This window comes from Micromonospora sp. NPDC005686 (assembly GCF_042871665.1).
Taxonomy (GTDB): Bacteria; Actinomycetota; Actinomycetes; order Mycobacteriales; family Micromonosporaceae; genus Micromonospora.
Window position 1 is genome coordinate 395,944 of record NZ_JBIAIY010000003.1, and the last position, 13,782, is coordinate 409,725.

The following is a 13,782-nucleotide window of genomic DNA, read 5'->3' on the forward strand; positions in this document are numbered from 1 at the left end:
GCCACCCGCCCTTCCGCCCGTCGCGCCTCCGTCCCGACCCTCCGCTCCCCGGCTCGTCGATCATGGAGTTCCTGTCCCGGCAAAGAGCGCGAATCGGGCGCCCAAGGGGCCGGAACCGCAAGATCGACGAGGCGGGGCGGGCGGGGCGGGGCGAGGGCGAGGGCGAGGGCGGAGTCGGCAGGGAACTGCGTCGACAAGGGACGAGGACGGAATCAGACTGGGCGGGTGGAACATCGGGATCTCGTTCGGGTGAGCAAGCGGCTGTCGCTGGCGTTGCGGCACCGGCCCGACGCGTTCGGGTTGCGGCTCGACCGGGCGGGCTGGGTGCCGGTCGCCGACGTGCTCGCCGGGCTGGGGATCAGCCGCGCCCAACTGGACGCCGTGGTCGCGGGCAACGACAAGCAGCGGTTCGCGGTGGAGCCCGGCCCGGACGGGGCCGACCGCATCCGCGCCAACCAGGGGCACTCCGTCCCGGTCGACCTCGGCCTGACCCCGGCCGCGCCGCCGCCCCGGCTGTTCCACGGCACCGGCGAGGCCGTGCTGGACGCGATCCGGGCGCAGGGGCTGCGCCGTGGCGGGCGGCACCACGTACACCTGTCGCCTGATGTGGCGACGGCCCGGCGCGTCGGCGCGCGCCGGGGCGGCGCGGTGGTGGTGCTGACCGTGGACGCGGCGGCGATGGCAGCGGCCGGGTACCTGTTCTACCGATCGGCCAACGGGGTGTGGCTGACCGACACCGTGCCGCCGCCCTACCTCAGCACCACCTGAGCGGCGGTCAGCAGGCGGTCACCGGGTGGGCCACCACGGCGTCGAACAGGTACGCGAGGTCGTTCGGCGCGGCCCGGTCGGGCTGCCGCGCGCCGGTGCTGTCGGTGGCGCGGGCGCGCAGGACGTGCCGGCCGGCGACCGGCGGGCGCCAGCGCGCGGTCCAGCGCTGCCAGGCGCCACCCCGGTCGGCCTCGACCAGATCGGCCGGGCGCCACCCGTCGCCGGTGTCCACCTCGACATGCGCGATGGGGCCGTTTCCGGACCAGGAACGGCCGGTCAGCAGCACCTCCGCGCCAGCCGGCACCCGCGCGTCCCAGGCCAGCTCGAACGCGCTGCGCACCGGCTGGGCGGTGAGCACGCTGCCGTCGGTCGGGTGGCCGGGGCCGAACATCCGGTAGAACTGCGTGTTCCACGGCGAGAACAGGGGTGTGGTGGCGACCTCGATCGCGCCCACCCACTTGATCGAGGAGATGCCGACCCAGCCGGGCACCACGACCCGCACCGGGAACCCGTGGTCGGCGGGCAGCGGCTCGCCGTTCATCTCGTACGCCAGCAGCACGTCGTCGAGCGCCTTGGCGACCGGCATCGGACGGCGTACCCGGCCGAGGTTGACCCCGCCGCTGACGTAGTCCGGGTCGAGTCCTTCGGGCATCACGTCGACCGCCTCGTCGCGCAGCCCGGCCAGGCGCAGCACGGTGCCGAGCCGGACCCCCCGCCATCGGGCCACCCCGACGCTGCCCAGGCCCCACGCCACACCCGGGGCCGGCTCGTCCTGCTGCTCGGCGAAGTAGCGCCGCCCGTTGCCGGCGCACTCCAGCAGGGCCGCGTGCTCCTCGGCGGGCAGCCGGCGCAGCTCGTCCAGGTCGAACTCGACCGCGTTGTCCCGGCTCGGCGCGCCGCGCAGGCCGTCGCCGAACAGCCGCAGCCGCCAGGTGGCCGCGTCCACGTGCGGGGTGACCGTGTGGTTGCGGACGAAGAAACGGTCGATCGGGACCACGTACCCCTGGCCGGCCATCGCCGACCAGTGCATCTCGGCGTTGGTGTCCAGCGGGCGCAGCAGCTCCGGCGGCAGCGGCTTGACGACCGGTGCGCCGGGGTCGACGCCGACCGGCGCGGACGCCACCGCCACCGGCTCGCGTTCCGCGGCGGCGGCGGTCACCGCGGCCATCGCCGCCCCCACCTCCAGCAGCCGCTCGCGGTCGACGCCCGGCCCGTGTGCCTGCCCGGCGAGCCACTGCCGGCTCCGGTCGGCGTCGTGGACGGCTTCGACGGGGGACGGGGACTGACTCACGGCTGACCTCCGGGATAGGCGACGCTGCCTTTCCTATTCAATCAGTAGGACTTCCCGTCGATCCAGCCCAGGTGGGGCGATGGCTCACGTCGCGCCGATCAGCGTCACCACCCCGGCCGCCACCAGCGCGCCGGCCCAGAGCCGGTCAACGTTGAACCAGGCCCGGCGCAGGACACCGACGCCGAGCACCTCGTACACCAGCATGGCCACGGCCAGCGCGACGCCGAGCATGGCGACGGTGTGCACGGCCGCGGCGAGCAGGCCGGTCAACGCGCCGGACGGCGCGGCGGCCAGGTGCCCGGCGTGCGGACCGGCGCCGGCGGCCGGTTCGGCGAGCAGCACCGGCAGCAGCATCAGGCCCGCGCCGTGCGCCGCCGACATCAGGAACGACCAGGCGGTGAGCTGCGCCGCCGACAGCCGCATCCCGGCCCACCGGAAGTGCCGCTCGGACAGCAGCCGCCACAGCCCGAACCCGACGAGCAGCACCCCGCCGGTGACCGCGACCACTGTGCTCGCCGTCACCGACCGGGTCGCGCTCACCAGCGCGGCGACCACCGCCACCGACGCGAGGTGACCCGCGGCGATCGGCGGCAGCGCCGCCAGCAACGCCGCCCGGCGGCGCTCCTGCAGGCCCCGGGCCACCGCGAACAGCCAGCCCATCGCCGGGTTCAGGCCGTGGAACGCGCCGAGGCCGGCCAGCGCCGCCCAGGTCGCGCCGGTCACGGGAAGCAGTACGAGTCGGACGAGGCGTCGCCGCCCTGCAACCGGGTCTGGTGCACGCGCCGGCCACGGAACTCCTCCCCGCGCGGGAAGAACCGCGGGTCCGGCACGAGGCCGCCGCTCTCCGGGTCGACGTCGAGCTTCGCCACCCAGGCGCCCACCCCGTCGGGGTAGAACTGGTCGTCCCAGGCGCCGTAGAGCGAGTTGCTGACGTAGACGCGGCGGCCGTCGCGGCTGATCTCGACCATCTGCGGTCCGCCCGCCAGCGGCTCGTCGGGGAACGCCGGGTGCGGGGTGCGGTTGACGATGCCGCCGAGGCGTACCGAGCCGACGCGTACCGGGTGGAACGGGTCGCTGACGTCGTAGCGGATCAGCTCGCCGGTGCCCCAGCAGGACACGTGCAGGAACCTGTCGTCGACCGACAGGTCGATGTCGGTGACCAGCGGCGGCACCGCCCCGAACGGCTTGAGCAGGTCCGGCAGGTCGGCCGGGTCGGCCGGCTCGGCCGGGATGTCGATCACCTTGGTCACCGCCCAGGCGTCGCCGTCGCGGTGCCACAGCCAGATCGAGGCGGACAGGTCCTCGACGCTGATCACCACGCCGACGAAGCCGTACGACTTCGTCGGGTCGTGCGCGGGGCGCAGCTCCAGCGGCATCTGGTACTGGTCGCCGAGGTCGACGCGCTGCACGTGCCGGCGCCTGGCCAGGTCCCAGAAGTGGATCGCGTGCCCGTACCTGCGGCCCAGCAGCAGCTCCCCGACGATGCCGTCCTCGATCATCGACGGCGTGCCCCACTCGCTGGTGACCAGCACGTCCTGCGTGTAGTGCCACCAGAAGTCGTACGCCAGGAACTGCGGCCCCCGGTCGGCCTCCCACGCGCCGCGTACCTCGAACGTGGTGTGGTCGAGCACGGCGATGCCGCCCGGCCCCTCCTGCCCGTCCGCGCCGCCGAGCGCGGAGACATAGATGCCGTCCGGCCCGCAGTGCACGGTGTGCGGGCGGGAGTACCCGGCCCGCTTGCCGAGTTCCTCCGCCTCGATCACCTTGACCAGTTCGGGGCGGCGCGGGTCGGGCTTGGTGTCGAGCACGTGGATCCGGGACGAACGCAGCCCCGGCACGATCAGGTAGCGGCGCTCCACGTGCGGGTGCGGCGCGGTCGGGCAGAGCGCGCTGCTGCACGCGTTCCAGCCGAAGTGGTGCAGCTCGTCGCCGGTGTTCGGCAGCTCGGTCCAGCCCACCACCCGGCCGTACGAGTCGGAGTCCGGGTCGGTGTCGAGCACCGCGATGGCGTCGGGGCGCTGCCCGGCGCGGTCGAACGCGGCGACGTACGCGAGCTTCTCGGCCGGCGCGGTGGCGGCGAGCGTCGGGGAGGGGTAGAAGGTCGGGTCCGGGGTCCAGCGGGTCATGGGGTCTCCCTCGCGGTCAGGCGGCGGGTACGCCGAGACGGTCGAGCAGGTGGCGGCGCAGCGCGCCGAGGGCCGGGTCGTCGGGGCCCGGGGCCGGGCCGAGGCGTACCGGCACCTCCTCGGCGATCACGCCGTCGTCGAGGAGCAGGACGCGGTCGGCCAGCAGCAGCGCCTCCTCCACGTCGTGGGTGACGAGCAGCGCGGCGAAGCCGTGCTGGGCGCGCAGCCGTCGCAGCAGTCCCTGCATGCGCAGCCGGGTCAGCGCGTCGAGCGCGCCGAACGGCTCGTCCAGCAGCAGCAGGTCCGGTTCGCGGACCAGCGCGCGGGCCACCGCCACCCGCTGCGCCTGCCCGCCGGACAGCTCGGCCGGCCAGGCGCGACCCCGGTCGGCGAGCCCCACCTCGGCCAGCGCGCGGCCCACGCGCCCGCTCACGTCCGGACCGGTCAGGCCGAGCGCCACGTTGCCGGCCACCCGCTTCCACGGCAGCAGCCGGTGCTCCTGGAACACCACCGCCGCGGTGCCGTGCACCGCGTGCTCGCCGCCCGCGTCACCGTCGAGCCCGGCCAGCACCCGCAGCAGCGTGCTCTTGCCGGATCCGCTGCCGCCGAGCAGCGCCACCGTCTCCCCGGCGGCGATGGCCAGGTCGACCCCGGCCAGCACCGTCGCCGGGCCGAAGGAGCGGGTCACCGCCCGTGCGGTGAGCACCGGCCCGGTCAGGTCGCGCGCAGTCCGCGTCGCCACGCCAGCGTCCTCCTCTCCGCGTACCGGATGAGCAGGTCGGAGGCCAGGCCCAGCAGCGCGTAGACGAGCAGGCCGAGCACGACCACGTCAGTCTGGCTGAACTCGCGCGCCTCCATCATCAGGAATCCGACACCGGTCTGCCCGTTCACCTGCTCGCCGACGACCAGGCTGAGCCAGGCCGCGCCGATGGCCAGCCGCAGCCCGAGGAACAGCGACGGCAGCGCGCCCGGCAGCACCACGTGCCGCAGCCGGGCCGCCGCGCCGAGGCCGCAGGTGCGCGCCGCCTCCACCAGCCGTTCGTCGATGTCGCGGATGCCGGCGTACGTGTTGAAGTAGATCGGGAAGAACGCGCCGAGCGCGACCAGCGTGACCTTCAGCGACTCGCCGATGCCGACCCAGATGATCAGCAGCGGGACAAGGCCCAGGTGCGGCAGCATCCGGGCCATCTGCACCGGCGGGTCGACCAGGTCGTCGCCGAGACGCAGCAGACCGGCCGCCGCGCCGAGCACCAGCGCCAGGCCGGCGCCGATGAGCAGGCCGAGCGCGGCGCGGGTGAGCGAGTCGAGCAGGTGCACGCCGAGCGTGCCGTCCCGGGCCAGCCGCCACCCGGCGGCCAGCACCGCGCTGGGCGCGGGCAGCTTCTCGGGGGCGAGCAGCCCGAACCCCGCGGCGGCCTCCCAGACCAGCACCAGCACGACCGGGCTCACCGCGCGCCGCCACCGCCGCGACGCGCGGGCCCGCGACCGCCGCGGCGTCGCCCGGTCGGGTACGACAGGCGCGGTCGCCTCGGCCAGGGCCGGACCACTCACTGGAACGCCTCGTTGAACCGGCCGTCCACCCGCCCGGCGATGTCGACCGGTCCGGGCACCAGCTTCAGCTCCACGAAGCTGTCCGCGATGGCCTGCAACTCCGCGCCGATCTCCGGGGTGACCGGGGCGAGCGGCTTGGCGCTGCGGGCCAGCGCCCGGGTGGTCACGTCGAGCGGGATCTTCAGCTCCGGGGCGAGGACGGCGGCGCGCTCGGTCGGGTGGGCGATGCCCCAGTCGGTGGTCTGCCGGTACGTGTCCAGGAACGCCCGCACGTCAGCGGTGCGGTTCTTCACCGCGTCCGGCGCGGCCAGCACGTACTCGCGGTTGCCGGCCAGGCCGGTGGCGTCGGCGAGCACCCGCACGCCCGGCTGCTCGGCCAGCGCGAAGTAGGGATCCCAGATGATCCACGCGTCGACCTGCCCGTTGTCGAACGCGGGACGCCCCTCGGCGGGCTTGAGGTACCTGACGTCGATGTCGGCGAGCGTCATCTTGTTCGCCTCCAGCAGCTTCACCAGCAGCCAGTGCACATTGGAGCCCTTGTTCAGCGCGACCGTCTTCCCGCGCAGGTCGGCGAATCCACGATACGGGCTGTCCGCCTTGACCAGCACCGCCTCGCCCTGCGGGATCGGCTCGGACGTGCCGACCACGGAGAACGGGACCTTCCCGGCGGCGGCGAACACCGGCGGCGCCTCGCCGACCTGACCGATGTCGATCGAGCCGGCCTTGAGCGCCTCGGTCAGGGCCGGGCCGCTCTCGAACAGCGACCAGGTGACGTTCTTCGCCTCGCCGCGCGCCTTGACCAGGCTGAGCCCGCCGAAGCGCTGGTAGCCGATCCGCAGGGGGCGGTCGCCGCCGCCGCTGGCGTCGGCCGTCTCGCCGCCGCAGGCCGTCAGTGCCGTCGCGGCGACCAGCGCGAGGGTGGTGAGCAGCGCGGCCACCGGCCGGCGGCGCGATCTGGGGGTACGCATGGCGACTCCTCGGGGAGGTATGGACCCGGCCGTCGGCGGGCGACAGCAACCTACCAACCCGATAGGTTTTATGGGTAGGGTGTCGCAGTGGTCGTCCCACCACTCAGGAGGCGATCCGTCCGACCCCGCACCGGAGGTACACCATGCCGCTCACCTTCCACTGGTTCCTGCCGACCTACGGCGACAGCCGGGACATCGTGGGCGGCGGACACGGCGTACCGGTCGGCACCGCCGGTGGCGCCCGACCGGCCACTGTGGCGTACCTGGGACAGATCGCCCGCACCGCCGAGCAGCTCGGCTTCACCGGCGTGCTCACGCCCACCGGCGCCTGGTGCGAGGACGCCTGGCTGGCCACCGCCATGCTCACCGAGGTGACCGAGCGGCTGAAGTTCCTCGTCGCGTTCCGGCCCGGCCTGCTCTCACCCACCTTGGCCGCGCAGATGGCGTCCACGTTCCAGCGCCTGTCCGGCGGGCGGCTGCTGCTCAACGTGGTCACCGGCGGCGAGTCCACCGAGCAGCGCGGGTACGGCGACTTCCTGGACAAGGACGCCCGGTACGCGCGTACCGACGAGTTCCTGCACGTGGTGCGGGCGTTGTGGCGCGGTGAGACGGTCGACCACGACGGCGCCCACCTGCGGGTCCAGGGCGCCCGGCTCAACCGGCTGCCCGACCCGGTGCCACCCGTCTACTTCGGGGGATCGTCGGGTGCGGCCGGGCCGGTGGCGGTACGCCACAGCGACGTGTACCTGACCTGGGGCGAGCCGCCCGCGCAGGTGGCCGGCAAGCTGGACTGGATCCGCGGGCTCGCCGCCGAGGCCGGTCGCGAGCTGCGGTACGGCATCCGGCTGCACGTGATCAGCCGGGACACCGCCGAGGAGGCGTGGGCGCAGGCCCGCAAGCTGCTCGACGGCATCCCCGAGGCCGACGTGCGCGCGGTGCAGGAAGGGCTGCGGCGCAGCGAGTCCGAGGGGCAGCGGCGGATGCTGGACCTGCACGGCGGCTCCCGCGACGGGCTGGAGGTGTCGCCGAACCTGTGGGCCGGATTCGGGCTGGTCCGCGGCGGGGCGGGCACCGCGCTGGTCGGCAGCCACACCGAGGTCGCCGACCGGATCGCCGAGTACCACGCGCTCGGCCTGGACGAGTTCATCCTCTCCGGCCACCCGCACCTGGAGGAGGCGTACTGGTTCGGCGAGGGCGTGCTGCCGATCCTGCGGCGGCGCGGGCTGTGGCGGCACCCGGCCGGCGAGCCGGAGACCGAGGCGCCCGCCGCCGTGCCGTTCTCACCCCAGCCGGTCCCGGCCCGCGGCTGACCGCGCCGCTCCCGGCACGCCGGAGCGGCCCCGGTCAGAGTGGGCGTCGACCGGCGAGGAAGTCGGCGAGCACCCGGGTGTGCGTGGAGAAGGCCAGCTCGACCGGATCGGTCAGCACCAGCCACTCGGTGGCCTCCTCGGTCGGCGCCGACGGCGGCAGGTCACCGGCCGACCGCTCGGGCAGCACACCGAAGACCATCATGGTGCCGCCCCCCGGGGCGCCGTGCACCGCGAACAGCCGCGCCTCGCCGGCCTCCGCCAGCAGCCCGGTCTCCTCCCGCAACTCACGCACGAGCGCCTCGGACCACTCCTCGCCGTACTCGATGAAGCCGCCCGGCAGCGCGAGCTGCCCACGCGCCGGTTCGATGTCGCGGCGTACCACCACCACGCCGAGCCCGTCCGGCGTGCGGACCGGCAGCACCGCCACCGCCACCGGCAGGGGATTGCGCCACACCGTCTCGCCGCAGGAGGGACAGACGCGCGGCCATCCGGCGCCCGCCGGGTAGGCGGTGCCGCAGAACGAGCAGTGCGAGTACGCGGTCACGCCGCAGCACGTTACCCGCATCCCGGAGGCGGCGGTCAGGCGTCCGGAAGCGGCGGACCCGTCCAGCCACGCGTCGATGTCGCGCAGCGGGGCGGGATCCACGGCGTGGAGGCGGCCGACCGGGGCGCCCGTCGCACCCGGGCGCCCCGCGTACCCCAGTGGTCAGCCGCCGAGGCGGGCGGCGACGGTACGGCGCAGCTCGGGGAGGCGGTCGTGCAGCAGGCCCGGGCACTGCGTGTCGTTGAAGTCCTTGTGCCCGTAGATCTCGCTGGGCGCGATGCCGTACTGCTGGCAGGTGAACGCGCAGAAGGTGACGAGGCTGTTCCAGAGCGCCTGCGGCGGCTGCACGTCCAGGTAGATGCCGTCGTTCTCGATGCCGATGGCCTGGCTGTTCTGCCCGACGCAGTGCGCGCCCTGCACCATGCTCTGGCCGTGCAGCAGCCCGTAGAGGCTGCCGTGCCGGCCCTCGGTCAGGTAGCCGCCCCGGCTGTTCGTGAAGTGCTGCCCGGAGTCGAGCCAGCCGTTGCCGTCCATGTGCAGGTTCTGGATGTCGCGGGAGTTCCGGTACGCCTGGGCCAGGCTGTAGTCGGTGGTGTTCGGGAACGCCGTGTGATGGACGATGATCTTGTTGGGCCGGCTCGACACCACGCTCACCGGCGACGAGGGCGGGCGGGCGCCCCAGGTCGCGCAGTTCGCGATCGTCGGCTGGTCGACGCGGGTGGCGGCGGCCCGCGCGCCGGGACCGGCGCCGATCTGGGTCAGCGCACCGACGCCGGCGGCGGCGCCGAGCAGGACCGCGCCGCGCAGCACGGTCCGGCGGGGAACGGGAACAGGCATCGCAGCCTCCTGGCTGAAGGGGGCGCCGGATCGGCCGGTACGCCGGGCGTGGCGGGACCGGCACTGCCCGCCACGCCCGGTCGGCCGGATCAGCAGGGTCCGTTGCAGGCCAGCACGCGCAGCCGGTCGAGCGAGCCGTTCCAGACGTTCTGGTCACCGGGGAAGACCCCGGAGGAGGACCACTGCCAGAACGAGTACGTGCCCCAGCCGGCCGGCAGCGCGCCGACGCTGCTGGAGTACCGGGCGATCCACAGCGGGTTGTTGGCGGCGAACTGCGAGGTGTTGCCGGTGCAGGTGCTCCACCAGTCGGTGGTGGTGTAGATGGTCGCCCACCGGCCGGTGCGGGCGTAGTACTGGTTGACGAACGAGGCGATCCAGCTGCGCATCGACGCCTGGCTCAGCCCGTAGCAGGTGGCGCCGTACGGGTTGTACTCGATGTCCAGCGCGCCGGGCAGCGTACGGCCGTCCTTCGACCAGCCGCCGCCGTGGTCGACGAAGTAGTTGGCCTGGGTCGCGCCGCTGGTGGTGTCGGGGCGGGCGAAGTGGTACGAGCCGCGGATCATCCCGACGTTGTACGAGCCGTTGTACTGCTGGGCGAAGTACGGGTTGGTGTAGTACGTGCCCTCGGTCGCCTTGACGTAGGCGAACCGGGCGCCGTTCGCCCACGCTCCGGACCAGTTCACGTTGCCCTGGTAGCTGGAGACGTCCATGCCGGGCAGTCCGGCCGGGGCGGCGCCGGCGGGGGCCGCCCCGAACAGGGCCGCGGCGGCCACGGTGGCGGTGGCGAGCAGCGCGGTTCCGGCCGCGCGCAGCGCCGATCGGATCGATCTGTGCATCTGTCCTCCCTGGGGGTTGCCGCGCTCCGGCGGCGGGAGTATGACGAAGGGAACTGTCGTCATTAGGGCATAGGGCGGAGAAACTTTTCAATAGAATTCATCGAAGAATCTCACTGGATAGGGTGCTCGGCCGAGCTGGGCGAGCGCCTCGGTGGCGGCGCGCTCGCCGGCGGTCACCGCGCCCTCCCGGCAGCCGATCCACCGGGTCGCGGTCTCGACGCCCGCCCACTTCACCCGGCCCGGCGTGTCGAAACCGGCGTCGCCCGTTCGTGTGGAGGGTGAGGGGACGGCGCGGGGCCGTCCGGCGGTGACGAGGAGAGACCGATGAAGCAGTACCTGATCAGCATGTACCAGCCGGCCGGCCGGGGCCGTCCGGACCCGGAGTTCCTGGCCGGGGTGATGCGCGAGGTCGAGGCCATCGGCCACGAGCTGCGGGAGGCGGGCTGCTGGGTGTTCGGCAACGGCCTGCACGACCCGCAGACCGCCACCGTGCTGCGTCCGGCCGGTGACGAGGTGCTTGTCACCGACGGGCCGTTCGCCGAGGGCAAGGAGTACCTGGGCGGCGTCACCGTCATCCGGGCGTCCGACCTGGACGCCGCGCTGGACTGGGGCCGCCGGTACGCCCTGGCCACCACGCTGCCGATCGAGGTCCGCCCGTTCCAGGGCGAGGGATGACCGCTGTCGAACGGGTCTTCCGGGCCGAGTACGGCCGAGCGGTAGCCGTCCTGGTCCGTCTCCTCGGCGACATCGACCTCGCCGAGGAGGCGGTCCAGGAGGCGTTCGAGATCGCGGTGACGCGCTGGGCCGCCGACGGGCCGCCGCCCAGCCCGGCCGGCTGGATCATCACCACCGCCCGCAACCGGGCGATCGACAGGTTGCGCCGCGAGGCCACCCGCGCCGCCCGGCACGTTGAGGCCGCCCTGATCCACGCCGCCGACCCGCCCGCCGAGGAGGGGCCCGTGCCCGACGACCGTCTGCGCCTGATCTTCACCTGCTGCCACCCGGCGCTCGCCGCTCCCGCCCGGGTGGCGTTGACGCTGCGCCTGCTCGGCGGACTGGGCACCGCCGAGATCGCGCGCGCCTTCCTGGTCCCGGAGTCCACCATGGCCCAGCGCCTGGTCCGGGCCAAGGCGAAGATCCGCGACGCCGGCATCCCGTACCGGGTGCCGCGTGACGCGGACCTGCCCGACCGGCTGCGCGGGGTGCTCGCGGTGGTGTACCTGATCTTCAACGAGGGGCACACGGCCAGCGCGGGGGACCGTCTGGGCCGCGCCGAGCTGGGCGCCGAGGCGATCCGGCTGGGCCGGCTGCTGGTGACGCTCATGCCGGACGAGCCGGAGGCGCTCGGCCTGCTCGCGCTGATGCTGCTCACCGAGGCCCGCCGGGCTGCCCGGACCGGCCCGGACGGCGTGCCGGTGTCGCTGGCCGAGCAGGACCGCGGCCGGTGGGACCGGGAGCTGATCGCCGAGGCTCAGGAGCTGGTCCGCCGCTGCCTGCGCCGGAACCGGCCCGGCCCGTACCAGATCCAGGCCGCGATCGGCGCTGTGCACGCGGACGCGCCCACCGCCGCGGCCACCGACTGGACCCAGATCCTCGCGCTGTACGACCAGTTGACCGCCGTCGCGCCGGGACCGGTGGTGGCGCTCAACCGGGCGGTGGCGCTGGCCGAGGTGCGCGGAGCGGCGGCCGGACTGGCCGCTGTGGAACGTCTGGACCTGGCCGGCTACCACGTGTGGCACGCGATCCGGGCCGACCTGCTGCGCCGGCTGGACCGTCCGGCGCAGGCCCGGGCCGCGTACGACGCGGCGATCGCCGGCACCGGCAACGCGGCGGAGCAGACGTTCCTGCGTCGCGCCCGCGACCGGATGCCGGGATCACCGCACCGACCGTGCACGTAGGAGGCTCGTGACAGGCGAAAAGGCCCCCGTGATCATTGGGGCATTGACGCGGTGGCAGAGAAAAGTACACTCCCGGTGTAATTAGTTTCTGCTCCGTCGACCGGCACGAGGTGACGATGAGCCCACCGGCCACGACCACCGACGATCAGGGCCTGGCGCTGCACCACGTCGGCGTACGCTTCGGCGGCCTGACCGCCCTCGACGACGTCTCGCTGCGGGTGCCGCCCGGCCGGGTCGTCGGCGTGATCGGGCCCAACGGTGCGGGCAAGACCACGCTGTTCAACGTGGTCTGCGGGTTCGTCCGGCCGACCGGCGGATCGCTGACACTGGACGGCCGGCCGTTCCGGCCCCGCCCGCACGCCCTCACCCGGCTCGGCATCGCCCGCACCCTCCAGGGCGTCGGCCTGTTCGCCGGCCTGACCGTGCTGGAGAACGTCGTCGCCGGCGCCAGTCACACCGCCCGCGCCGGGTTCGCCGCCGCGCTGTTCGGCCTGCCGCGCAGCGACCGGGACGAGCGGCGGCTGCGCGCCCGGGCCATGGACCTGCTCGCCGAGCTGGGCATCGAGAAGTACGCCGGCGCCGTGCCGGCCACCCTGCCCTACCCGGTGCGCAAGCGCGTGGCGCTGGCCCGCGCGCTGATCGCCCGGCCCCGGCTGCTGCTGCTCGACGAACCGGCCGGCGGCCTCGGCGCCGACGACGTGGCCGACCTGGCCGACCTGGTCCGCGCGCTGCCCGGACGCGACGACGGCTGCGCCGTGCTGCTCGTCGAGCACCACATGGACCTGGTCATGTCCGTCTGCCACGAGCTGGTGGTGCTCGACTTCGGCAAGGTGATCGCCGCCGGCCCGCCGGAGAGCATCCGCGACGACCCGCGGGTCACCGAGGCGTACCTCGGGGCCGACGTGCCGGCCGAGGGGAGCGCGGCGTGAGCGCGGTGCTGGAGGTGGAGGCGCTCAGCTGCGGCTACGGACCGGTGCCGGTGCTGCGCGACGTCGCGTTCACCGTCCCGGCCGGCACGGTCACCGCCGTGCTCGGCGCCAACGGCGCGGGCAAGACCACGCTGCTGCGTACCCTCTCGGGTCTGCTGCGGCCCACCGGCGGCCGGATCCGGTACGCGGGGGAGGACCTGCGCGGCGTCCGGGTGGAACACCTGGTCCGGCGCGGCCTGGCGCACGTGCCGGAGGGGCGCGGCGTGGTGACCGAGCTGACCGTCGCGGAGAACCTTCGCCTCGGCGGGCTCTGGCGGCGCGACCGGGCCGACGCGCGGCGTGCGCAGGACGAGGTGTACGAGCTGTTCCCCGCCCTGGCCCGCCGCCGCGACCACGCCGGGCACCAGCTCTCCGGCGGGGAACGGCAGATGCTCGCCGTCGGGCGGGCGCTCATCGCCCGGCCCCGGCTGCTGCTGCTCGACGAGCCGTCGCTCGGGCTGGCGCCCAAGGTGACCGCGCAGATCATGGCGCTGCTGCGGCGGCTGCGCGACGAACGAGGGCTCACCGTGCTGCTGGTCGAGCAGAACGTGCGCAGCGCGCTGTCCGTCGCCGACCAGGGCATCGTCATGTCGCTCGGGCGCGTGGTGACGGCCGCGCCGGCCGCCCGGCTGCGCGACGACGACCAGCTCCGGCACGCGTACCTCGGATTCTAGGAAGGGGTCGC

The 13,782-nt window shown here is 74.3% G+C and carries 15 protein-coding genes; 6 read left to right on the forward strand and 9 right to left on the reverse strand.

Going from position 1 to position 13,782, the window contains the following annotated elements; genetic code table 11:
* Window positions 1–225 precede the first annotated feature (225 nt).
* Complete coding sequence (locus ACFYON_RS08920) at window positions 226–768, forward strand: RNA 2'-phosphotransferase (RefSeq protein WP_387320691.1); 543 nt, start codon at window positions 226–228, stop codon at window positions 766–768.
* A 7-nt stretch (window positions 769–775) separates the two neighbouring features.
* Here the strand turns inward: ACFYON_RS08920 and ACFYON_RS08925 are convergent, their stop codons facing one another.
* The 6 genes from ACFYON_RS08925 to ACFYON_RS08950 all read right to left on the reverse strand — a co-directional run bounded on the left by ACFYON_RS08925 (window position 776) and on the right by ACFYON_RS08950 (window position 6,704).
* Window positions 776–2,059, reverse strand: coding sequence for a sulfite oxidase (locus ACFYON_RS08925; RefSeq protein WP_355047424.1), 1,284 nt, complete (start codon window positions 2,057–2,059; stop codon window positions 776–778).
* Window positions 2,060–2,143: 84 nt separating this feature from the next.
* Window positions 2,144–2,782 carry a hypothetical protein gene (locus ACFYON_RS08930; protein WP_354863870.1) on the reverse strand — a complete coding sequence of 213 codons (639 nt, stop codon included), beginning with the start codon at window positions 2,780–2,782 and terminating at the stop codon, window positions 2,144–2,146.
* A complete protein-coding gene (locus ACFYON_RS08935; RefSeq protein ID WP_355047423.1) occupies window positions 2,779–4,185 on the reverse strand; it encodes a selenium-binding family protein in 1,407 nt (468 codons plus the stop codon). The genes ACFYON_RS08930 and ACFYON_RS08935 overlap by 4 nt, the downstream gene beginning before the upstream one ends.
* 16 nt (window positions 4,186–4,201) lie before the next feature.
* Complete coding sequence (locus ACFYON_RS08940; protein ID WP_354863866.1) at window positions 4,202–4,927, reverse strand: ABC transporter ATP-binding protein; 726 nt, start codon at window positions 4,925–4,927, stop codon at window positions 4,202–4,204.
* Window positions 4,900–5,736, reverse strand: a complete 837-nt coding sequence (locus tag ACFYON_RS08945) for an ABC transporter permease (RefSeq protein ID WP_354863864.1) — start codon at window positions 5,734–5,736, stop codon at window positions 4,900–4,902. The genes ACFYON_RS08940 and ACFYON_RS08945 overlap by 28 nt, the downstream gene beginning before the upstream one ends.
* On the reverse strand, window positions 5,733–6,704 hold the full coding sequence (locus ACFYON_RS08950; protein ID WP_354863862.1) for a sulfonate ABC transporter substrate-binding protein: 972 nt from the start codon (window positions 6,702–6,704) through the stop codon (window positions 5,733–5,735). Before ACFYON_RS08950 ends, ACFYON_RS08945 begins: the two co-directional genes overlap by 4 nt.
* 143 nt (window positions 6,705–6,847) lie before the next feature.
* Here ACFYON_RS08950 and ACFYON_RS08955 point away from each other — a divergent pair, with 143 nt between their 5' ends.
* Window positions 6,848–8,014, forward strand: coding sequence for an LLM class flavin-dependent oxidoreductase (locus ACFYON_RS08955; protein ID WP_355047422.1), 1,167 nt, complete (start codon window positions 6,848–6,850; stop codon window positions 8,012–8,014).
* A gap of 34 nt (window positions 8,015–8,048) precedes the next feature.
* Here the strand turns inward: ACFYON_RS08955 and ACFYON_RS08960 are convergent, their stop codons facing one another.
* The 3 genes from ACFYON_RS08960 to ACFYON_RS08970 all read right to left on the reverse strand — a co-directional run bounded on the left by ACFYON_RS08960 (window position 8,049) and on the right by ACFYON_RS08970 (window position 10,231).
* Window positions 8,049–8,558, reverse strand: coding sequence for an NUDIX domain-containing protein (locus ACFYON_RS08960; RefSeq protein WP_354863858.1), 510 nt, complete (start codon window positions 8,556–8,558; stop codon window positions 8,049–8,051).
* Window positions 8,559–8,720: 162 nt separating this feature from the next.
* Entirely contained in the window at window positions 8,721–9,395 is a 675-nt protein-coding gene (locus ACFYON_RS08965) for a peptidoglycan recognition family protein (protein ID WP_355047421.1), read from the reverse strand.
* Between the two features lie 89 nt (window positions 9,396–9,484).
* The gene (locus ACFYON_RS08970) at window positions 9,485–10,231 is read right to left on the reverse strand and encodes a lysozyme (RefSeq protein ID WP_354863854.1); all 747 of its coding nucleotides are present in this window, start codon (window positions 10,229–10,231) and stop codon (window positions 9,485–9,487) included.
* 324 nt (window positions 10,232–10,555) lie between these two features.
* On the opposite strand from ACFYON_RS08970, the gene ACFYON_RS08975 reads away from it, so the two are divergent.
* From ACFYON_RS08975 to ACFYON_RS08990, 4 genes are all read left to right on the forward strand, one after another.
* Window positions 10,556–10,906 carry a YciI family protein gene (locus tag ACFYON_RS08975; RefSeq protein ID WP_354863853.1) on the forward strand — a complete coding sequence of 117 codons (351 nt, stop codon included), beginning with the start codon at window positions 10,556–10,558 and terminating at the stop codon, window positions 10,904–10,906.
* Window positions 10,903–12,129: a sigma-70 family RNA polymerase sigma factor gene (locus ACFYON_RS08980; RefSeq protein WP_355014838.1), complete on the forward strand. Its 1,227-nt coding sequence runs from the start codon at window positions 10,903–10,905 to the stop codon at window positions 12,127–12,129. Before ACFYON_RS08975 ends, ACFYON_RS08980 begins: the two co-directional genes overlap by 4 nt.
* Window positions 12,130–12,245: 116 nt before the next feature.
* Window positions 12,246–13,058, forward strand: coding sequence for an ABC transporter ATP-binding protein (locus ACFYON_RS08985; RefSeq protein ID WP_355014837.1), 813 nt, complete (start codon window positions 12,246–12,248; stop codon window positions 13,056–13,058).
* Window positions 13,055–13,771, forward strand: coding sequence for an ABC transporter ATP-binding protein (locus ACFYON_RS08990; RefSeq protein WP_354863847.1), 717 nt, complete (start codon window positions 13,055–13,057; stop codon window positions 13,769–13,771). Before ACFYON_RS08985 ends, ACFYON_RS08990 begins: the two co-directional genes overlap by 4 nt.
* Window positions 13,772–13,782 lie beyond the last annotated feature (11 nt).